Source organism: Halomonas sp. C22, from assembly GCF_007655045.1.
GTDB lineage: Bacteria > Pseudomonadota > Gammaproteobacteria > Pseudomonadales > Halomonadaceae > Vreelandella > Vreelandella hamiltonii.
This window is the reverse complement of record NZ_VBVC01000005.1, coordinates 1-20,515: the sequence shown is the minus strand read 5'-3', so window position 1 is coordinate 20,515 and position 20,515 is coordinate 1. Positions and strand designations below refer to the sequence as shown.

19 protein-coding genes are annotated in these 20,515 nt (G+C 60.0%); 14 read left to right on the top strand and 5 right to left on the bottom strand.

Annotated elements, in window-relative coordinates:
• The first annotated feature begins 16 nt into the window (after positions 1 to 16).
• The gene (locus FEU76_RS11135) at positions 17 to 886 is read left to right on the top strand and encodes an aldo/keto reductase (RefSeq protein WP_144983022.1); all 870 of its coding nucleotides are present in this window, start codon (positions 17 to 19) and stop codon (positions 884 to 886) included.
• Positions 887 to 931: 45 nt separating this feature from the next.
• Positions 932 to 1,897 (top strand): carbohydrate kinase family protein, encoded by a 966-nt coding sequence (locus FEU76_RS11130; protein WP_144983020.1) that lies wholly within the window; start codon positions 932 to 934, stop codon positions 1,895 to 1,897.
• Positions 1,898 to 1,918: 21 nt separating this feature from the next.
• Here FEU76_RS11130 and FEU76_RS11125 read toward each other — a convergent pair whose 3' ends face one another.
• A complete protein-coding gene (locus tag FEU76_RS11125) occupies positions 1,919 to 3,400 on the bottom strand; it encodes a glycoside hydrolase family 32 protein (protein ID WP_144983018.1) in 1,482 nt (493 codons plus the stop codon).
• A gap of 165 nt (positions 3,401 to 3,565) precedes the next feature.
• Here FEU76_RS11125 and FEU76_RS11120 point away from each other — a divergent pair, with 165 nt between their 5' ends.
• From FEU76_RS11120 to FEU76_RS11100, 5 genes are all read left to right on the top strand, one after another.
• The gene (locus tag FEU76_RS11120; protein WP_144983016.1) at positions 3,566 to 4,303 is read left to right on the top strand and encodes a FadR/GntR family transcriptional regulator; all 738 of its coding nucleotides are present in this window, start codon (positions 3,566 to 3,568) and stop codon (positions 4,301 to 4,303) included.
• 32 nt (positions 4,304 to 4,335) lie between these two features.
• Positions 4,336 to 5,484, top strand: coding sequence for a galactonate dehydratase (gene dgoD / locus FEU76_RS11115; protein WP_096922769.1), 1,149 nt, complete (start codon positions 4,336 to 4,338; stop codon positions 5,482 to 5,484).
• A gap of 106 nt (positions 5,485 to 5,590) precedes the next feature.
• Entirely contained in the window at positions 5,591 to 6,562 is a 972-nt protein-coding gene (locus FEU76_RS11110) for a 2-dehydro-3-deoxygalactonokinase (protein WP_096922768.1), read from the top strand.
• A 42-nt stretch (positions 6,563 to 6,604) separates the two neighbouring features.
• Positions 6,605 to 7,210, top strand: coding sequence for a 2-dehydro-3-deoxy-6-phosphogalactonate aldolase (locus FEU76_RS11105; protein ID WP_096922767.1), 606 nt, complete (start codon positions 6,605 to 6,607; stop codon positions 7,208 to 7,210).
• Positions 7,207 to 8,106, top strand: coding sequence for an SMP-30/gluconolactonase/LRE family protein (locus FEU76_RS11100; protein WP_229800788.1), 900 nt, complete (start codon positions 7,207 to 7,209; stop codon positions 8,104 to 8,106). The genes FEU76_RS11105 and FEU76_RS11100 overlap by 4 nt, the downstream gene beginning before the upstream one ends.
• A gap of 76 nt (positions 8,107 to 8,182) precedes the next feature.
• On the opposite strand, the gene FEU76_RS11095 is transcribed toward FEU76_RS11100, so the two are convergent.
• The 4 genes from FEU76_RS11095 to zwf all read right to left on the bottom strand — a co-directional run bounded on the left by FEU76_RS11095 (position 8,183) and on the right by zwf (position 12,884).
• Positions 8,183 to 9,778, bottom strand: coding sequence for a solute:sodium symporter family transporter (locus FEU76_RS11095; protein ID WP_096922766.1), 1,596 nt, complete (start codon positions 9,776 to 9,778; stop codon positions 8,183 to 8,185).
• A 240-nt stretch (positions 9,779 to 10,018) separates the two neighbouring features.
• A complete protein-coding gene (locus FEU76_RS11090) occupies positions 10,019 to 10,681 on the bottom strand; it encodes a bifunctional 4-hydroxy-2-oxoglutarate aldolase/2-dehydro-3-deoxy-phosphogluconate aldolase (RefSeq protein ID WP_039179577.1) in 663 nt (220 codons plus the stop codon).
• 42 nt (positions 10,682 to 10,723) lie between these two features.
• Positions 10,724 to 11,389, bottom strand: a complete 666-nt coding sequence (pgl, locus tag FEU76_RS11085) for a 6-phosphogluconolactonase (protein WP_144983014.1) — start codon at positions 11,387 to 11,389, stop codon at positions 10,724 to 10,726.
• A 1-nt stretch (position 11,390) separates the two neighbouring features.
• On the bottom strand, positions 11,391 to 12,884 hold the full coding sequence (zwf, locus tag FEU76_RS11080) for a glucose-6-phosphate dehydrogenase (protein WP_144983012.1): 1,494 nt from the start codon (positions 12,882 to 12,884) through the stop codon (positions 11,391 to 11,393).
• Positions 12,885 to 13,184: 300 nt separating this feature from the next.
• Here zwf and malE point away from each other — a divergent pair, with 300 nt between their 5' ends.
• The 7 genes from malE to FEU76_RS11045 all read left to right on the top strand — a co-directional run.
• Positions 13,185 to 14,372 carry a maltose/maltodextrin ABC transporter substrate-binding protein MalE gene (malE, locus tag FEU76_RS11075; protein WP_260851399.1) on the top strand — a complete coding sequence of 396 codons (1,188 nt, stop codon included), beginning with the start codon at positions 13,185 to 13,187 and terminating at the stop codon, positions 14,370 to 14,372.
• A gap of 60 nt (positions 14,373 to 14,432) precedes the next feature.
• The gene (gene malF, locus FEU76_RS11070) at positions 14,433 to 15,989 is read left to right on the top strand and encodes a maltose ABC transporter permease MalF (RefSeq protein ID WP_144983007.1); all 1,557 of its coding nucleotides are present in this window, start codon (positions 14,433 to 14,435) and stop codon (positions 15,987 to 15,989) included.
• Positions 15,990 to 15,999: 10 nt separating this feature from the next.
• Positions 16,000 to 16,890, top strand: coding sequence for a maltose ABC transporter permease MalG (gene malG / locus FEU76_RS11065; RefSeq protein ID WP_144983004.1), 891 nt, complete (start codon positions 16,000 to 16,002; stop codon positions 16,888 to 16,890).
• Positions 16,891 to 17,042: 152 nt separating this feature from the next.
• Positions 17,043 to 18,533 carry a TrkH family potassium uptake protein gene (locus FEU76_RS11060; RefSeq protein WP_144983001.1) on the top strand — a complete coding sequence of 497 codons (1,491 nt, stop codon included), beginning with the start codon at positions 17,043 to 17,045 and terminating at the stop codon, positions 18,531 to 18,533.
• 11 nt (positions 18,534 to 18,544) lie between these two features.
• The gene (locus FEU76_RS11055) at positions 18,545 to 19,633 is read left to right on the top strand and encodes an ATP-binding protein (RefSeq protein WP_144982998.1); all 1,089 of its coding nucleotides are present in this window, start codon (positions 18,545 to 18,547) and stop codon (positions 19,631 to 19,633) included.
• Positions 19,623 to 20,348: a response regulator gene (locus FEU76_RS11050; RefSeq protein ID WP_144982995.1), complete on the top strand. Its 726-nt coding sequence runs from the start codon at positions 19,623 to 19,625 to the stop codon at positions 20,346 to 20,348. Before FEU76_RS11055 ends, FEU76_RS11050 begins: the two co-directional genes overlap by 11 nt.
• Positions 20,345 to 20,515, top strand: a 171-nt coding sequence (locus FEU76_RS11045) for an NAD-binding protein (protein ID WP_186299136.1), incomplete at its 3' end; no start/stop codon positions are given. The genes FEU76_RS11050 and FEU76_RS11045, both read left to right, overlap by 4 nt.

The following is a 20,515-nucleotide window of genomic DNA, read 5'->3' as shown; positions in this document are numbered from 1 at the left end:
CCGACGGACATACGCCATGGCTGCTGTGACCTTTGACGTGCCGTTCGTACTCGGCATGATGCGCCTGCATGAAGCGCAAGAGATGCACCAGGCGAGCCATTTGGCCGACTGGATAGAAGCCCGCCTGGAACAAGGCCTGCACTGGTTCGACCATGCCGACATCTACGGCAACGGAGCTTGCGAAACGCTATTCGGCCAGGCGCTGCGTGCCCGCCCGGCCCTGGCCAAGCGGCTCCACGTGGTGACCAAAGCCAGCATTGCCAACGACAACCCGGCCGCGGGCTCCGGCAAGGTAAAGCACTACAATGCCAGCCCGGCATATCTCGGCCGGGCCATCGACGATGCCTTGAGCCGCCTGGGCGTCGAGCGCCTCGATCATTTTCTGATTCATCGCCCGGACCTGCTGATGGATGCCGAGGCCACCGGCCGTGCGCTGGACGATGCCATCGACGCGGGTAAGATTGGCGCGGCGGGCATTTCCAACCACCTGCCCAGCCAGTGGCGCAGGCTGCAACGCCATATGCACCAGCCGCTTCGGGCCAACCAGATCGAGCTTTCCATTGCCCATAGTGCGCCGCTGTTCGACGGCAGCTTCGACGACCTGAACGCCGATGGCCATGCGCCCATGGCCTGGTCGCCGCTGGCGGGCGGCCAGTTGATGCAAGGCGAGGTCAGCCGCGTGCTGAACCGTTTGGCAGGCGAGCTCGGCAGCACCCCTGGCGCGCTGGCGCTGGCGTGGCTGCGCACCCTGCCCGGCCGCCCGGCGCCGGTGGTGGGCAGCGTTAAAGCGGAGCGCATTGCCGATATGCTCAATGGCCCGGAAGCCCTACCCCGAGAAACCTGGTACGAACTGCTGGAGGCGGCCCGCGGCCACTGCGTCGCGTGACGCGCTTGTTTCACATCCAATGCCAATAATGACAAGGAAAGACCTATGACGCCGGTGATTGCTTTCGGTGAAGCCTTGATTGACATGCTCTCCAGCCGCCTGGGCGACGACACGGGGCTAGAGACCTTCACCCCCTACGCAGGCGGTGCGCCAGCCAACGTGGCGGTGGCCTGCGCCCGGTTGAGCGTACCCAGCCAGTTTCTGGGCATGGTGGGTGATGATACCTTTGGGCACTTTCTGATCCGTGAGCTGCAAAGCCACGGCGTGGACACCCAAGGCGTGGTGCTGACCCGGGAGGCCCGCACGGCGCTGGCCTTCGTTTCACGAGACAGCCATGGCGAGCGCACCTTCGACTTCTACCGCCCACCCGCCGCCGACCTGCTCTACCGCCTGGAGCACCTGCCCCACGGCGTGTTCGAGCAGCCTGCCATCGTGCACCTGTGCAGCAACAGCCTGACCGACCCGGAAATCGCCGACACCACCCTGGCCATTGCCGCCATGGCCAAGCGAGCGGGCTGCCTGGTAAGCGTGGATGCCAACCTGCGCCATAACCTCTGGGCGGACGGCTCGGCGGATGTGTGGCGGGTCACCGAGCTGATCGATAGCGCCGAGCTGGTGAAGGTCTCGCTGGAAGAGCTGGACTACCTGCGCGGCGACCATCCCAAGGAGGCGTGGCTCGCCGAGCGTATGGCCGCCGGTGTGAAAGTCATCGTGATCACTGACGGCCCCCATGACGTGGTGCTGAAAGGTATTGGTATCGAGCAGACCATCACCCCGCCCAGCGTGACGGCCGTGGACACCACCGCTGGTGGCGATGCCTTCATTGGCGGCCTGCTGGCGGAGCTTTCCCGGTTCGGCATCCGCACCAACTGGCATCAGGACAGCGCGTTTCTCAGCCGCGCGGTGGACATTGCCTGCCGCTGTGGCGCCCATGCCGTGACCCGACCCGGCGCTTATGCCGCCCTGCCCACCCACGCCGATATCGAAGCCCTGCGCGGCTCCGCAGGCTAGCGCTCAGCGTCGCCGAGCAGTCTACTCGGCGACGCTCTGAGTGAAGCCTTCCATGATCGCCACCCGACCGCTGACCAGGTTCAGCGTGGTCGGCTGACGTCGATGATCCACCAGGCTCACCTGGCTGATGCTGCGCTGCTCGGTGGCGCCCTCGATCAGCATTTCCAGCGTTCCGTGATCGCACCACCAGAGGATCTTGACGGTCAATCCATCGACGCTGCCTGCCGCATGGTCGCAGACGAAGTGTTCATCGAAGGCGGCCTGGCCATTACTGCCCTGGCGCGCATAGTGCAGCGCCGTCTGCGTTTCGCCTGCCGACAGCCATAACTGCTGCTGGTAGCCCTGCTGCAGCGAGAGCGCCAGCCGCGTCCCCGGCTGCAGCGTCAGGGTCATCTGCCCCTGCACGGCCGTGCCTTCCGGCAGGGCGATACAGTGCTCCCCCACCGTTTGCAGCGAGCGAGGCGAGAGATGGCGGGGGGCGCCGAGCGCCTGCACCGCTTCACGGGTGAAGCGCTGATATAAGCGCACGCCGCGATGCGTTGCGCGCAGCGCAAGCTCCCTGGGCAGACTCATGGTGCCCCGCCAGCCCGCTTCAGGGGCATGGTTGGCGTACTGCCAATTGTTCAGCCACGCCAGCGCCAGCCGCCGCCCAGGGGTATTCGACCAGCTCTGCACCGCGTAGAAGTCCCGCCCTTCGTCCATCATCAGCACGCTATCCGGGGCGTTGTCATTGGTGAAACGCTGGCCGTCGAAATCACCCACGAAGTACTGGGTAAACGAGCCAAACGGGTTATCCGGCGTAGCACCAATGCCTACCACCAGCACCCAACGCGACGCGGGCTCATGGGGCTCGGCGCCTTCCACCGGTAGCTCGAACAGGTCCGGGCACTCCCAGGGGTGCTGGGTGTGCGCGCCCTCGCCCGCCCCAAAAGCGCTGGCAAACTGCCACGCCAACAGGTTGGTCGAGGTATAAAAGTGAATCTCCTGCCCGCAGGCCAGCGCCATCACCCAGCGCTGGCTGGGGGCATGCCACACCACCTTGGGGTCGCGGAAATCCTTGAAACCGGGCGGCGGCAGGACGGGATTCCCCGCGTAGCGCTGCCAGGTCCGCCCCTTGTCGCGGCTGTACGCCAAGCACTGGGACTGCTGGTAATCCTGCGGGTCATCGGAGAGCACCTTGTGGCAGGTATAGAACGCCAACAGCCCAGGCTTGTCATCGAACAGCCCCGTGACATCGTGCTCATCCACCACGGCGCTGCCGGAAAAGCAGGCCCCTTCTTCATCGGGCGCCAGCGCAATGGGCAAATGCTGCCACCGGCACAGGTCACGGCTGACCGCATGCCCCCAGTGCATCGGCCCCCACTCGGTCCCCAGGGGGTGAAACTGATAAAACAGATGGTACTCGCCTTCGAAAAACACCAGCCCATTGGGATCGTTCATCCAGCCCATCGGCGGGGTGAAATGCACCACAGGCCGCTGGGGCTCAAAATCCGCTAACGTCATGCTTAAAACCTTAACTTAATCGGTAAACTTAATCGTTTAAGTTAGCGTATCACGATGCTTTCTCTTAATCTTTCATCCAATAGCCTTACTGGCTACTATTGGCTGACTTGTTAAAATGTCAGACATTTAATAGACTTTTTCAAACTATTTCAAAGAGAGTTATCCATGTCGCTGAATGCTTTACCGCCTCACTCCGGCGGAGCCATCAATTTAGCGCGCCTGCTAGCCAGAGCGTTGCTGGCGGGAACATGGCAACCAGGCGAGCTGTTCCCCAAAGAGATGGATATCAGCAACCACTTTGGCGTCAGCCGCAATCAAGTACGCAACGCCTTAGCCAGCTTAACGGCTGCCGGGCTTTTAGAGCGCACAGCAGGTAGAGGAACGCAAATCAGACAAATGAGCGATTGGCACTTACTCGACCCGCTGATGAGCGAATGGATGACTGGGCTTACCAACCTAGATCCCGAGCTGATCCGCGCCATTTACGCCTTTCGTTTTTCGGCAGAACCGATCGTGGCCAGTTTAGCGGCCCAAGCCGCTAATGAAGAAGACCTCGACCGTTTGCGAGCCGCTTTTGAAGGCATGAAGCGAACGGCAACGGACCCGGCGGGTCGCCATCAGCACGCGGAATACGACGTGATGTTCCACGATGCCACCTACAGCGCTAGCCACAACCTTGTATGGCGGCAAATGGGGCACTTATTACGCCCCTCTATAATGGCGTTGGTGCACGGCTCCCAACACCAAACCAGCACGCTTGATGACAGCTTAACGAGGCACCAGGCCGTTTTAGAGGGCATCGTCCATCGCGACCCGGAAGCCGCAGCGGCGGCTGCCAAAGAAGTCCTGCGCCGTACGGCAGTCGATTTGGGCATTGTCGACGAGCCCTCCTTCACTCATTAATCACTTATCTCGCTAGCAAAGGTAGAAGATCGATGAAAATCACCCGTTTAAAAACCTGGCAAGTGCCGCCCCGCTGGCTTTTCCTCAAAATCGAAACCGATGAAGGGTGCTACGGCTGGGGCGAACCGGTCATTGAAGGGCGTGCCGCCACGGTAGAAACCGCCGTGCACGAGCTGGCCGACTACTTGATTGGTCAAGACCCTCACCGGATCGAGCACCTATGGAACACCATGTATCGCGCGGGGTTCTACCGAGGCGGCCCGATTCTGATGAGCGCCATTGCAGGGATCGACCAAGCGCTATGGGATTTAAAAGGGCGCGATCTGGGTGTGCCCGTCCATCAACTCTTAGGCGGGGCCGTTCGCGATAAGATGCGGATGTATGCCTGGACTGGCGGCGACCGCCCAAGCGATGTGGGCGCGGGTGCTAAAGCCCTGGTAGAGAAAGGGTTCACCGCTTTCAAAATGAACGGCACGCCCGAGTTGCAGATCGTCGACTCCCATCGCAAAGTGGATGAGGCGGTCGCCCGAGTAGCAGAAGCGCGGGACGCGGTAGGGCCTGACGTGGGTATTGGCATCGACTTTCATGGCCGCGTACATCGGCCAATGGCGAAAGCGCTGCTACGCGAACTGGAGCCGTTTCATCCCATGTTTGTCGAAGAGCCAGTGGCTCCCGAACACCTGGCCTGCTTAAAAAATATCGCTGGAGGCCTTGGCTACCCTCTAGCTACCGGCGAGCGCTTGCACACCCGCTTTCAGTTCCGCGACCTCTTGGCAGACGGCATGATCGATATCGTGCAGCCGGACATTTCCCACTGCGGCGGTATTAGTGAAGGGCTAAAAATTGCGGCGCTCGCCTCTTCCTACGACGTTGCTCTAGCGCCCCACTGCCCGCTGGGCCCTCTTACCCTGGCCGCCTCTCTGCAGTTGGATGCGGTGAGCCATAACGCCTTTATCCAAGAACAAAGCATGGGGATCCACTACAACCAGGGTAACGATGTGCTGGACTACCTAGTGGATAAAACGGCGTTAGCCATTGAAGACGGCTTTTGTGCCATCCCTCGAGGCCCAGGGTTAGGAGTGGAAATCGATGAAGCCTTTGTCGAAGAGCGGGCCAAAACCGGGCACCGCTGGCGCAACCCTTTGTGGACCCATGAAGATGGCTCAATCGCCGAGTGGTAACCTTGAGCTAGCCAATGGAGAGCGGCATGACAGATCCAATCAATAAAGTGGAGTTTAATAATTTAGCTGGTCAAAGCGTATTCATCGCCGTGGATGGAGAGCGCACATGAAGAGCGCCCTTGAACAACACCTAGCATGGGTTGCCGCAGACTGGGGCTCCAGTAATCTTCGCGTCTGGGGACTGGACCAGCACGATCAAGTCATTGCCCAAGCCAGTAGCAGTAAGGGAATGCTCGCGTTAACCCCAGTTCAGTATGAAGCTGAGTTACTGCGCTTGATCGCCGACTGGCTGCCCGCGAACCGCCAGGTGGACGTGGTGGTGTGCGGTATGGCAGGGGCACGCCAAGGCTGGTTGGAAGCCGCCTACCTACCAGTGCCCACGCCCCTTCATCAACTAGGCATGGGAGCAGTGACGCCTCAACTGGCTAACCAGCAGCTGCGAGTTTATTTACTCCCCGGCTTGAGCCAAACCCGCGCTAACGCTACCCATTTCGATGTTATGCGCGGCGAAGAGACCCAACTGGCGGGCTTGCTGGCTGATCACCCCCACTTTTCAGGTCTCGCCTGTCTGCCGGGCACTCACTCTAAATGGGCCCAGCTGGAAGCGGGAACGGTGGGTAGCTTTAGTACCTATTTAACAGGGGAGCTTTACCATTTGCTGGCGCGTCAATCGGTGTTACGGCACTCCATCGGCAGCGACGACCTGGATGACGAGATAGGGCGTGACATCTTCCTGGCAGCGGTGCGTGAAAGCTATGAGGCTCCAGACGCCTTTAGCAGCCGCCTGTTTGGCCTACGCGCACAGGACTTGCTGGACACCAAACCGCCCAGCGATGTCCTACGACACAATCTCCTGGCGGCGAGGCTCTCGGGCTTGGTGATTGGATTAGAACTATCCAGTGCATCCCGCCAGTACGCGTCAAATGAGCCCATTACGCTGATTGGCAATCAAGCCCTTTGCCAGCGCTACACCTTGGCATTAAATACCATCGGCCACCCTACTCAGCATCTGGACGGCAACACCGCCGTACTGGCAGGCCTAAGCCTCGCCCACCATGCACTCAAGGAAACGGCTTAACGCTGCCCTTGCTTGCCGAACCGATATATGGAGAAATCGCCTATGTCACTGCCCTTAATCGGTATTCTACGTGGGGTCACCCCCACCGACGTTGTTGAGATTGCAGGCGCGGTGCTTGCCGCTGGGATTACTCAGATTGAAGTGCCGCTGAACTCACCCGAACCGTTAGACAGCATCCGTCTCCTAGTGGATGCCTTTGGCGAACGCGCCGTGATTGGTGCTGGAACGGTCTTAACCACCGCGCAAGTGCGGGATGTTCACGCCGCTGGGGGCCGTTTGATCGTATCCCCCAACTGCCGCCCGGCTGTCATCGAAGAAACTTATCGGCTTAGCATGGCCAGTTGGCCGGGCATCGTCACCCCCTCTGAAGCGTTCGATGCATTAGACGCCGGCGCTACCGGCTTAAAACTATTTCCAGCGGCCCAGGTGGGTCTAGAAGGCATGACGGCAGTCCGCGCGGTACTGCCCAAAGGGACGCTGCTATATGCCGTGGGCGGCGTAGGAGTAGAGAACTTTGCCGAGTGGCGCACTGCTGGCGTGGACGGAGCGGGCCTTGGCAGCGCGCTGTATAAACCCGGCCAAAGCGCCGCTCAAGTTGGACAACAGGCACAGGCGCTGGTCGACGCTTGGCAGGCAGCTAGGCAATGATGAGTCCAAACGAGCATACCTCAACCTGGCAAGCGGAATTGGCCCTTGATTGCCGTTGCACGCTAGGAGAAGGCCCACAGTGGGACGCAGCGAACGAGCGGCTCTATTGGTGCGACATTCTTGAGCAGCGGCTGCACTGGCTAGCCCCTGCCAGCCAGAATAGCGGTCAATATGCGCTCGATCACAAAATCTCGTTGGCTACTCCGCTCGACACCGGCGGCCTGCTGCTGGTGGGTGAAGACCGCTTGAGCCTCTTCGACCCGCACGTTAGAACCGTCAAGCGATGGGGAAGTTTTGAAACCGATAACCCGCTTACTCGCAGCAATGACGCCCGCGTGGACCGCCACGGCAGTCTGTGGCTTTCCAGCATGGGTAAGGCTGCCGAACCGGGGGCCGGAGCACTGTATCGCTTGCATCGAGGCGAACTCACACGCTTACGCACCGGGCTAACCATTCCCAATGCCCTCTGTTTCTCGGCAGACGGCCACTTGGCTTGGTTTACCGATACGGCCACAAGCGTCGTGATGCGCTGGACGCTAGACAGGGAAGGCTGGCCCCAGGGCAACCCAGAGCCTTGGGCAGACTTCTCCTCTACCGCTGGCAATCCCGATGGCGCAGTCGTCGATAGCGAAGGCTGCCTATGGCTAGCCCTGTGGGGGGCAGGACAGGTCGTGCGCTTAAACCCTGATGGCGACATTATTGGTCGCGTTGAGTTACCAGTGAGCCAACCTTCTTGCCCAGCATTTGCTGGCCCCGGCCTTACGAAGCTCTATATCACCACAGCACAAGAAGGATTTAGCGCTGAGCAGTTAGCTCAGGAGCCGACCGCAGGCTCGCTTTACGTGGTAGAAACCGGTATTGCAGGCCTAGCAGAATTACCTCTGCGACTGACCTGACCAGCCAATAGCCTTAAAGCACAAGGCCTCGATAACCATAGCGGGGCCTTGTTCACTGCGTTATGAATGCCAGGCCTTAAGCCGCAAAGCTGATGTACATCACGATGACCAGCACCACCAATACGATTCCGGCAGGCACAGCGCCTTTCCAAGGCGTCAAATCCACATCACCGCTGTGCTCTTGAACCCAGTCGGTCTCGCGGGGACGCATTTTACCAATCACCAGCATCACCGCCACCAGCAGCACGAACACCAGCGCGACAAAGTGGAACTCGTGCATCACCTGCGGCAATAGCGTGAACGGCGGAACGAAGTAGCCTGCGGCAATCAGCAAACAGCCACCGATCAGCGCCACCTTGGCGGCCATCGGCGGTACTCGCTTGGTCAGCAATCCCACCAGCACGACCGCCAGAATGGGGATGAAGTAGATCGCGTTCATCTTCTGTAAATAGCCGAACAGGCTCTCCTGGCCCGCCAACAGCGGCGCGATGATCATGGTGGTCACAGCCATGATCCAACCAAACACCTTGCCGGACTTCACCACCTGCGCTTCGGTCGCGTCTTTATTCAGCACACCCTTATAAATACCCATGCTGAAAATCGTCGTGGTGCTGTTCAGCGCAGAGTTGAACGACGACAGAATGGCCCCGACCATCACGGCGGCAAAGAAACCGGTGAGGTAAGGGGGCAGCACGTTAAATACCAGATGGCCATAAGCTTCGTCGGCACGTACGCCCTGATCGGCATACAAGTGATAAGCGATGATACCCGGCAGCACCAGATACAGAGGCCCCAGAAGTTTGAAGAGACCGGTCAGCAGTACGCCCTTCTGCCCTTCGGCCAGGTTCTTCGCGGCAAAAGTGCGCTGGATGATCTGCTGGTTGGTGCTCCAATAGAAGAGATTAATCAGGAAGACGCCGGTAAACAGGGTGAAGAACGGCACCTGCTGTTCAGGGCCACCAATCGAATTCAGCTTATCCGGATCGCTCTCTTTGAGAATATTCCAACCTTCCATCACGCCGCTGCCGTCACTGACCGCCTGCAGGCCGAAATAGACGATGACGAAACCGCCAATCAAAAGCCCGACGCCATTCAGCGTATCGGATACAGCAACCGTGCGCAGCCCGCCAAACAGGGCATAGATGGCCCCAATGATGCCAACGATCCATACCGTCAGCCAAAGCAGCGTATTGGTCGACTCAATGCCCGTCAGCCCTTGAAGATCGAGCATTCCCTGCAAACCAATGGCGCCCGAGTAGAGAATGATCGGCAGCAGAATGACCGCGTAGGCAATAAGAAAAATGACGTTGGTGATCAGCTGCGTTGTTTTATCGAAACGAATTTCGAGTAGTTGAGGCAGCGTGGCAATACCACTTTTCAGAAAGCGCGGAAGGAAAAATAACGCCAGAGCGACCAGAGCAATCACTGCCACAACTTCCCAAGCCATGACGCTTAACCCATCAGCAAACGCCGCACCGTTGAGGCCTACCATCTGCTCCGTAGAGAGGTTGGTCATTAACAGCGAGCCTGCGATTAGCGGAAAGGTAAGCGTGCGCCCTGCTAGAAAATAGCCGCTAGTGCTGGAGTGATCGTCGCGCCGAGTGATGCGCCACGTAATGAAGGCGACAAGCCCTGTGAAAAACAGGAACGACGCCAGGGTCAACATATGCATGCTCGCTTTCCTCTTTATATAAAGAACGCGCCATACATCGAGACGCGCGCCAAATGTCTGACATATCGAAGCCTCATCTTAGTTGACGCGAATATATCGACGTTATCCGTCTTTAGTCCTAGTCAAGTCCAACAAAAAAGCCCGAGCATGGCAACATGCTCGGGCAAGCGTCCTGCTCACATGACCCGACATCAGTGAAGCAAGTGACGAGAGTGCTCGGTACGGTATTACGGTGTTACATCAGTGATGGAAGCGCTCGGCGGCCTGACGGGCCAGTTCGCGGATGCCGTCCCAATCTTCGGCGTCGACCATGGCTTTCGGGGTCAGCCAGGAGCCGCCGACGCACATCACGTTGGGCAGCGAGAGGTAGGATTCGGCATTGTCCACGGTGATGCCGCCCGTGGGGCAGAAACGCGCTTCCGGGATCGGCGCGCCGAACGCCTTGATTGCCTTGGCACCGCCGCTGGACTCCGCGGGGAAGAATTTGAAGCGGCGGTAGCCGTACTGCCAGCCGGTCATCAGCTCGGAAATGGTGGAAACGCCCGGCAGCATGGGCACCGGGCTCTCGACGCCGTAGCGGTACAGCGCCTCGGTGGCCCCCGGCGTCACCACGAAATCGGCGCCGACCTGTTCGGCCTGGCGGTACTGGGCAGGCGTGAGCACCGTGCCGACACCAATGCTGGCCCCCGGCAGGGCTTCTTTCATGCGCTTGATGGCTTCCAGCGCGCAGTCGGTGCGCAGCGTCACTTCCAGAACGCTCAGGCCGCCCTCTACCAGCGCACGGCCCAGCGGCACGGCATCCTCGATGCGTTCGATGGTAATGACCGGAATGACTTCGGCCTTCAGGCAAATACTGTCCAGCTCGGCGGTGCGCGTTGAGGGTAACTGTTTATCGATGGTCATCAGTGAATCTCCAAGCAAATTGTTATTGGCGAAGGCCTGCCGTCAGGGCGCCCAGTAGATCGCCAGCGGGCAAGATAAAAAGGCGCGAATCGGCAGTGTCCGAACGTCGTCACCACTCATGGCGTTGGCCAATACGGCACGTTTGTCATCGCCGGTAATATGCAGAATGTGGCGTTTTGCCTGATGCAGGCGGTCCGCCGAGAAGGTAATACGCGGCTGCGGCTGGCTGGGGGTGCGCACGGCAACCAGCGGCTCGTCGGTGGAGAGCGCCAGCCCAAGCTCCTGGCTATCCGGGAACAGCGAGGCCGTGTGGCCGTCTCCGCCCATGCCCAGAATCACCACGCTGGCGGGCCAGGCAAGGCCTGCCGTGGCCTCGGCCACGGCAGCCACGCCCTCTTCCGGCGTGCCGTGTGCCGAGGTCAACGGTACGAACGCAGCCGCTGCTGCCGGGCCTTGCAGCAGGTTGTCGCGCACCAGTTTGGCATTACTGTCGCTGCTCTGCTCATCCACCCAGCGTTCATCGGCCAGGGTGATGTCCACCCGCGCCCAGGCCAGCGGCTTTTGCGCCAGCGCTTTGAAAAACGGCACCGGCGTCGAACCGCCCGATACCACCAGCAGGGCACGCTCCTGGTGCGCAAGGTCTGCCGCCAGGGCTTGATAAACGGCTTCAGCCAGCTGCTCGGCCAGCGCTTGTCGTGTAGTGCTCATTTCAATAATCCTCGTACCAGCTGCGGCCATCCTGGGTGATCATGGCAATCGAGGCCACCGGACCCCAGGAGCCTGCGGGGTAGCGGCGCGGCGGAGTTTCGCGTGATTTCCAGCCATTGATCAGCTGGTCGCACCAGCGCCAGGCGTGCTCCACTTCGTCACGCCGCACGAACAGGTACTGCTGGCCTTTCATGACTTCCAGCAGCAGACGCTCGTAGGCATCCGGAATACGCGATTTCGGGAAGGCGCTGTTGAAATCCAGGTGCAGCGGGCCGGGACGCAGGCGCATGCCCTTGTCCAGGCCGCTATCCTTGGTGAGTACCTGAAGGGCGATGCCCTCTTCCGGCTGCAGGCGAATGATCAGCTTGTTGGAAGCGATACCACGCTGGTCCGGGTCGAAGATGTAATGCGGCTGCTGACGGAAGTGAATGACGATCTGCGACAGCTTTTCCGGCATACGCTTGCCGGTACGCAGATAGAACGGCACGCCTGCCCAGCGCCAGTTGGACACTTCGGTCTTCATGGCCACGAAGGTTTCGGTCTGGCTTTGGGTGTTGGCGCCCTCTTCTTCCAGGTAGCCTGGCACGGCCTGGCCATCGCTGGTACCGGCAATGTACTGGCCACGCACCACGTCGCGGCCCAGCGCTTCGCCGGTAAACGGCTTCAGCGCCTTGAGCACTTTTACCTTCTCATCACGGATGGCATCGGCATCCAGATTGGAAGGCGGGTCCATGGCAATCAGGCAGAGCAGCTGCAGCAGGTGATTCTGCACCATATCGCGCAGCTGGCCCGCGTCGTCGAAATAGCCCCAGCGCCCTTCGATGCCGACCTTTTCGGCCACGGTAATCTCGACGTGAGAGATGTGGTTCTGGTTCCACTGGGTGCCGAAGAGCGGGTTGGCAAAGCGCAGGGCAATCAGGTTCTGAACCGTCTCTTTACCAAGATAGTGGTCGATACGGTAGATGCGGGACTCGGGAAACACGGCACCGATGGCGTCGTTGATCTCTTCCGACGACGCCAGGTCATAGCCAATCGGCTTCTCGACGATCACTCGGGTGTCGTCATCCAGGCTATTGCTGGCCTGGAGATTGTGGCAGATATCGCCATAGATCCGCGCCGCCACGGAAAGGTAGACCACCATGGGGCGCCGTGCGCCTTCACGCCATTGGCGAAGCGCGTCGTAGCCGTCCACTGTGGTGAAGTCGAGCTTCAGGTACTCCAGCCGTTGCAGGAAGCGCTCCATGCTGGCCTTGTCGTGCTCGTCCTTCTTCAGGCGCTTCTGCAACGCGGCGCTGACCAGCTGACGAAACTCGGCCGTGTCATGCTCCTGACGCGCCAGCCCCATGATCCGCGTGCTTTCAGGCATCAGCCCTTCGCGGTCAAGATGATACAGCGCAGGGAACAGCTTGCGCATGGCAAGATCACCAAGCGCCCCGAACAGCGCGAGATCAATCGCATGATTGGGGTCGCCTAGCGGTGCATGTGACTGGCTCATCTCAGCTCCTGTTTATAATTAGGTGATCCAACTTATGTAGTTAGATTACCTAAAATCTATCTGATAACGGGCATTATACGCAATATTTCGTGTAATTTTACTACAAAAAAATCGCCATGGCTGCTTTTCCTGTCAGGCGGTGCCTGCAGTGCTCGGCCCTACGCCCCCGACATACGCCATCCTCCTCCCCCGCAGGGAGGAGGCGGCGCAACACCAGATTGGCGAGGCTGGCACGACAAGGCACGCGCTGACGGCATCGTGCACGACAATAACAATGGCCTTACACGAGGTATGCACATCATGACAATGAAACGCAGCTTTTTCACGCCGCTATTCGCCACGGCATTGGCCACCGGCCTCGCTACCCCCGCCCTGGCCTTCGAGGAGGACCGCCTGACGATCTGGATGGGCGACAACAAGGGGCAGGAAGGCATTCGCGCAGTGGCCGCGCAGTTTCTGGAAGAGACCGGCATCACGGTCGAGGTGGTGTTTCCGGACAACCTCACCGACCGCTTTCAGCAGGCGGCGGGGAGCGGTCAGGGGCCGGACATCGTCATCTGGGCCCACGACCGCATGGGGGAATGGGCGCAAAGCGGCCTGCTCCGGCAAGTATCCCCCAGCAGCGCGTTCCGTGAAGGGTTTTTCGATTTCACCTGGGAAGCCGCGCTGTGGAACGGTGATACCTATGGCTACCCGATTTCCGTGGAGTCCCTTGGCCTGATTTATAACAAGGCGTTGGTGGATACCCCGCCCGACAGCTTCGCGGAACTGATCGAACTGGACGCCACCCTGGCCCCTGAGGGTAAAAAGGCCATCCTGTTCGACTACAGCGAGCCCTATTATGGCTGGACCCTGCTGGCCGCCAACGGCGGTTACCCGTTCAAGCAAACCGATAGCGGCTATGATGTCAGCGACATTGGGGTCAACAATGCCGGTGCCCTGCAGGGGGCCGAGCTGCTGGTGGAGCTGATCGATAGCGGCGTGGTGCCCCGGGGCACCGACTACAACCTGATGGATACTCGCTTCAACCGGGGCGAAGTCGCCACCATGATCAGCGGCCCCTGGGCATGGCCCAACCTGGAGCGCAGCGGCATCGATTATGGCGTGGCGCTGCTGCCCCGGGTAGGCGACGAGCGCGCCCGACCGATGTTTGGCGTGATGACCGCGATGATCAATTCCGCCACGCCCAACGACTTCCTGGCGGTGGAATTTTTGGAGAACTACCTGCTGAGTGAAGCGGGCATGCGCACCTTCAACAGCGACGGTTCGCTGGGCGCAGTGGCGCATATCGATTACCAGGCAGCGCTGGCGGACAACCCCAACATTGCCGCCACGCTCGACAACGCCGAAGTGGGCATGCCGATGCCCAACATTCCTGAAATGGGAGCCTTCTGGGCGGCCATGGAGCCCGCGCTGCAGAACATCGGCAGCGGGCGCCAATCGCCCCAGGAAGCGCTGGATGCCGCTGCTCGCCGGATGCGTCAGTAGCCACTCTTTTGCCCTTGCTGCCCGGCGGTGTAAGCGCCGGGCAGCCTTCAGGAAGCCATCATGTATACCACCAATGCGTCTCGTGGCCTGCCCCGCCACCGCTCTCGCCATCTTGCCGAACGCTACACCCGCTGGGCTCTGCGCGGCGTGATAGCGGCCCTGGTCATCGCTCTACTCTGGCTGGTGCTGGCCTTTCATTTGAACGGGCAGTGGATGTTCGCACTGCTGTTTCTGCTTCTCGGCGGCTCGCTGGGCGTGGTCTTCACCAAGCGTTCGCTGATGAGCCACCGGTATATTTTCCCAGCCGTGGCAGGGCTGGGGGTGTTCGTCATTTTTCCACTGATCTACACCTTCGGGATCAGCTTCAGCAACTACAGCTCCACCAACCTGCTCTCGGAAGAGCGGGTGCGCAGCCAGTTGATGAGCCAGACCTATCAGGAAGACGATGACGCTTTCGATCTCACGCTTTATGCCGAAGGCGATCTGGTGCGTTTGCGGCTGGAAAACGAGCGCCAGCGCTGGATGTCGTCACCGCTGAATCTGGCCAATGTGGAGTCTCGCCAGCTGGGCCTGCAGGCGGCCAGTGACGCTCCCACCGCAGACCCGCTGCCCATGCGCGACATCATTCAAGCGCGCAGTGCCCTGCAGGGGCTACGCCTGATCACGCCCGAAGGCACCGAGCTGCGCATGGCCGGTATTCGCCAGTTTGCGCCTATGCTTGACCGCTACGAGGCCCGGGAGGATGGCACGCTATACGACCGCCGAGACGACCGAGTGCTGACACCGGACCACACCATCGGCTTTTTCGTCGCCGACGATGACCAGCGCATCACCCCGGGCTGGCCGGTCAACGTGGGCTTCTCGAACTACACGCAAATCTTCACCGACCCGGACATTCGCGGCCCGTTCATGCAAATTTTCGTATGGACCTTCGTGTTTGCCAGCCTCACCGTGGTGTTTACCCTGGCCGTGGGCTTCGTGCTTGCCTCCCTGCTGCAGTGGGATCAGCTGCGCGGCAAAGCGATATACCGCACGCTGCTGATTCTGCCCTACGCCGTCCCGGCGTTCATTTCGATTCTGATTTTCAAGGGCATGTTCAACCAGCACTTCGGTGAAGTGAACATGATTCTGGATACCCTGTTCGGCATACGGCCCGAGTGGTTCACCGACCCGTGGCTGGCCCGCAGCATGCTGCTCATCGTCAATACGTGGCTAGGCTACCCCTATATGCTGCTGCTCTGCATGGGGCTGATTCAGGCGATCCCTCGGGATTTGTACGAAGCCTCGGCGGTGGATGGCGGCGGCCCCATCAGCAACCTGTTCCATATCACCCTGCCGCTGATCATCAAGCCCCTGACGCCGCTCTTGATTGCCGCCTTTGCGTTCAACTTCAACAATTTCGTGCTGATTGCGCTGCTCACGGGTGGCAACCCGGACATTCTGGGGGCCAGCACCCCGGCAGGCACCACGGACCTGCTGGTGAGCTACACCTACCGCATTGCCTTCCAGGATGCCGGACAGAACTTCGGCCTGGCGGCCGCCATTGCCACGCTGATTTTCCTGCTGGTGGCCGGTATGTCGTTGCTCAATTTGCGCCTTTCCAAAGTGAAGGTCTAGGAGGTTACTGATGGCAATGGTTCAACCACGCTCCGTGGGCATACGCCGCCTGGGAGCACATCTGGCACTGATCTGTTTTGTCTCGCTGATCGTGTTTCCGCTGCTGCTGGTGATCTCGATCTCGTTTCGAGAGGGCAACTTTGCCAGCGGCAGCCTGATCCCCGAGAACGTCTCGTTGGAGCACTGGTCACTGGCGCTGGGTATCCCCTGGGAGCGCGCCGACGGCACCGTCGTGCAGCCGCCCTTCCCGGTGCTGCTGTGGCTGTGGAACTCCATCAAGGTGGCGGTGGTGTCGTCGGTGCTGATCCTGATGCTGGCCACCACCAGCGCCTACGCCTTTGCGCGCATGCGCTTCAAGGGCAAGGAGCCACTGCTCAAAGGCATGCTGATTTTTCAGATGTTCCCGGCGGTACTTTCGCTGGTGGCGCTGTATGCGCTGTTCGACCGGCTGGGGCAGTTCGTGGGCTGGCTGGGCATCAACACCCACGGCGCACTGATCGTGGCGTCGCTTGGAGCGGTGGCGCTGCATATCTGGACGATCAAGGGCTACTTCGAATCCATCGACGGCTCGCTGGAAGAGGCCGCCATGGTGGATGGCGCCAGCACCTGGCAGGCGTTTCGCTACATCCTGCTGCCGCTCTCGCTGCCGATCCTGATGGTGGTGTTCATTCTGGCGTTCGTGATGAGCATCATGGAGTACCCCATGGCGTCGGTACTGCTGGTGGACGAGCACAAGCTGACCCTGGCCGTGGGCGCCCAGCAGTACCTGGCCGACCACAACCAGCGCTGGGGTAACTTTGCCGCCGCGGCGGTGCTGTCCGGCCTGCCGATTACCGTGGCCTTCCTGATCTGCCAGCGCTGGATCATCGGCGGCCTGACCGCTGGGGGTGTGAAAGGTTGATGCGTACTTGACGCGCTGTTTCCTCGCTTGAGCGGCTTGCTCATCCCCGGCGTCTGAGAAATCTGCGCCGGGATTTTATTTTTTACGGACTTTTTATGCAGGTGCATGATGTTATAGGCCATGCTTAAGCAAAATGAACGATGAGCAAGGCAATGCATACGACAAACGCAAGGTTCTATCGCAGCAATGAGCTTTACCGACACTGGGCACCGGTGTTCAAGATTTTATCGGTACTATGGCTTATCCTCGCACTGTTCATGATGGTGCCTTGGGCGGTGCTGCTCATTGAGCGCGACCCGGACGCCCGGGCGTTCGGCCTCTCTATCATGCTCGTGCTCGCCTGTGTGGCTACCACACTGCTGCTCACTTATCGTGCGTCGTTAGAACTCAAACCGTGGCAGATGTTTATCCTTACGCCGGGCAGTTGGGTAAGCATTAGCGGCTTTGCCAGCCTGCCGCTGATTCTTGGCGCACCGCAGCTAACGTTTACCAATGCCGTCTTTGAATCCGTGTCGGCCATCACCACCACGGGCTCTACTGTGCTGGTGGGCATCGAGAATCTCTCAGACGGCTTGAAGCTCTGGCGCGGCTTGATGCAGTGGCTGGGGGGGATCGGCATTATCGTCATGGGCATCGCCATTCTGCCGTTTTTGAAAGTGGGCGGTATGCGCCTGTTTCATACCGAATCTTCGGACTGGTCGGATAAAGTCATGCCCCGCACCGGCGGCATTGCCAAAGCCACGCTGTCGATCTATGTGATGTTGTCGCTAACGGCCATGGTCAGTTACTGGCTAGGCGGTATGCAGCCACTGGATGCCATCGTGCATGGCATGTCTTCGCTCTCCACCGGCGGCTTTGCCAACTCTGATGCCTCGTTTGGCGCCTATGCAGAACAGCCCTGGCTGCTGTGGATGGGCAGCTTCTTCATGCTCTGCGGTGCGCTACCGTTCGTACTGTACATCCGTTTCATCCGCTCTTCGCGCAGCGCCTTATGGCAAGACCAACAGGTGCGTGGGCTGCTCAAACTGCTGTTGGCAGCCATCGTCATCCTGACCGCCTGGCGCGTTTTGCAAGGCGACGACTGGTTTGTCTCCCTGACTCACGTCACCTTCAACGTCATGTCCGTGGTCACCACTACCGGCTATGCGTCGGATGACTATACGCTGTGGGGCACACTGCCGATTGCAGCTTTCTTTTACCTGACGTTCATTGGCGGCTGTAGCGGCTCCACCAGCGGCGGTATGAAGATCTTCCGCTTCCAGATCGCCATGCTGATGCTGCGCAATCAGCTACGCTACCTGATTCATGCCAACGGCATTTTTACCACCCGCTACAACCAGCAGCCGGTCACCAGCGATATTTCGCGCAGCGTCGTGGCCTTCTCGTTCTTTTTCTTTATCACTATTGCCGTATTGGCATTAGGGCTTGCCGCGCTGGGACTGGACCTGGTGACGGCGCTTTCGGGCGCCGCCACGGCGGTGGCCAACGTCGGCCCTGGCCTGGGCGATACCATTGGCCCGGCAGGCAACTTCGCCACACTGCCCGATGCAGCCAAGTGGCTTTTATGTGTGGGCATGCTGATGGGCCGCCTGGAGATATTGACGGTCGTGGTGCTGATGACCCCCATGTTCTGGCGGCGTTGACGGTGAACAAGATGCCAGCGTTTCGCCTTCCTGATCAGCGCGAGTCAGCCTTGGTGCTCGGTACTAGCGGTGCTGCGCTGCTGGCCGCTTGGTGGTTGCACAGCTGGCTCGCGCTGGCCAATTTATCGCTGATTTTTTTAACGGCCGTGCTTGCCTGTGCCGTTCTGGCCAGTAGCTATGCTGCTTTCATGAGTGCGCTGGTGAACTTTGTAGCGTTTAACGTTGGCTTTACCGAACCGTACTTTTCATTGGCAGTGTCTGAGCGGGAGCAGCTGGTCACACTGCTGTTCTTTTTGTTAATCGCGCTGGTGGTGGGGCGTATCGCGGGCGTTAGCCGCGAGCGTATGCTGGCGCTGAATGCCTCTCGGTTGGCGGAGGAGCAAGAGCGCTTACGCTCGGCCCTGCTCGCCTCGGTGTCTCACGATTTACGTACGCCGCTCGCCTCGATCATTGGTGCCGCAAGCTCGCTGCGCACGCTGGATGCGCAGCTCAGCCAGCAGGACCGCTTTGCATTGCTGGACGGTGTTCTCAATGAAAGCGAGCGCCTGAACCGTTACATTCAGAACTTGCTGGACATGACACGACTGGGCCACGGCGAATTGGCGATCGAGCGCGACTGGGTCAGCGTCGATGATCTGGTGGCCTCCGCTCGCCGGCGCTTAGCGGGTGTACTGACGCATATCAACGTGCATCAGGCATGGGATGGCGAGCTGCCACTCCTGAACGTTCACCCTGCCTTGATCGAGCAGGCGCTGGTCAATGTGCTGGAAAACGCGGCGCGATTTTCGCCGCCTGACGGAGTGATCACCATCGCTGCGTCTACCGACCCTCGCCATACCACGCTCACACTCACGATCACCGATGAAGGGCCCGGCATTCCCGCCGCCATGCGTGAACGAGTATTCGAGATGTTTTTCACCGGCAACGACGGTGACCGTAGCCTGCACGGCACCGGGCTGGGTCTCGCCATTTGCCGTGGCATGCTGGGTGCCCATGGCGGCACGGTGGCAGCGGCGGATGGCCCCAATGGGCACGGCACGCAAATCATCATGACGCTGCCTCTCTCGCCCTCTATTCAGGAGCCAAACGATGACACCTGAGCCCGCCCGCATACTGATCGTCGACGACGAGCCCGCAATTCGTCAGTTCTTACGCATCAGCCTGGGGTCACAAGGCTTTTGCATCTGCGAAGCCAGTACAGGGGCTGCCGCTCTGCATACCGTGCGAGAGCGCTTGACGACTGAACCCATCGATCTGATTTTGCTGGATTTGGGGCTGCCCGATATCGACGGCCAGCAGGTCCTCAGAACGCTGCGCCAGCAGGTCGGCATCCCGATCATCATTGTCTCGGTTCGCGGTCAGGAAGCAGAGAAGGTGCGCGCCCTGGACGGCGGCGCAAATGATTACGTCACCAAGCCTTTTGGCATTCAGGAACTGCTCGCCCGCATCCGCGCCCTGTTGCGACAGCACCCACCGGCCATTGCCCCATCACGTTATCAATGTGGCGCATTAAGCGTCGATATTGCTGCGCATCGAGTGACATTTCACGGAGAGACGATCCATTTGACCCCTAAAGAGTTTGCGGTGCTGCAACAGCTCATCAGCCAGGCTGGCCGTATCGTGACGCAAACCCACCTGCTGCGCACCATCTGGGGGCCAAGCCATCAGCAAGACACCCACTATTTACGCATTGTGATTAGCAAGCTGCGCCAGAAACTGGGCGATGACCCACACACTCCCAGCCTGCTGCAAACCGAGCAGGGGATTGGGTATCGGCTTTGCGTCGAGTTTGACCGCGAGGACATTAGCGAATGAAGATCATCATTCTTGGCGCTGGCCAGGTCGGCGCCACCCTGGCGGAGCACCTTGCCCGCGAGGAAAACGACATCACCGTCGTCGACACCGACGGCGCCAAGCTACGCGAACTGCACACCAAGCTGGATATCCGCACGGTCACCGGCGCGGGCTCCTACCCCATCGTG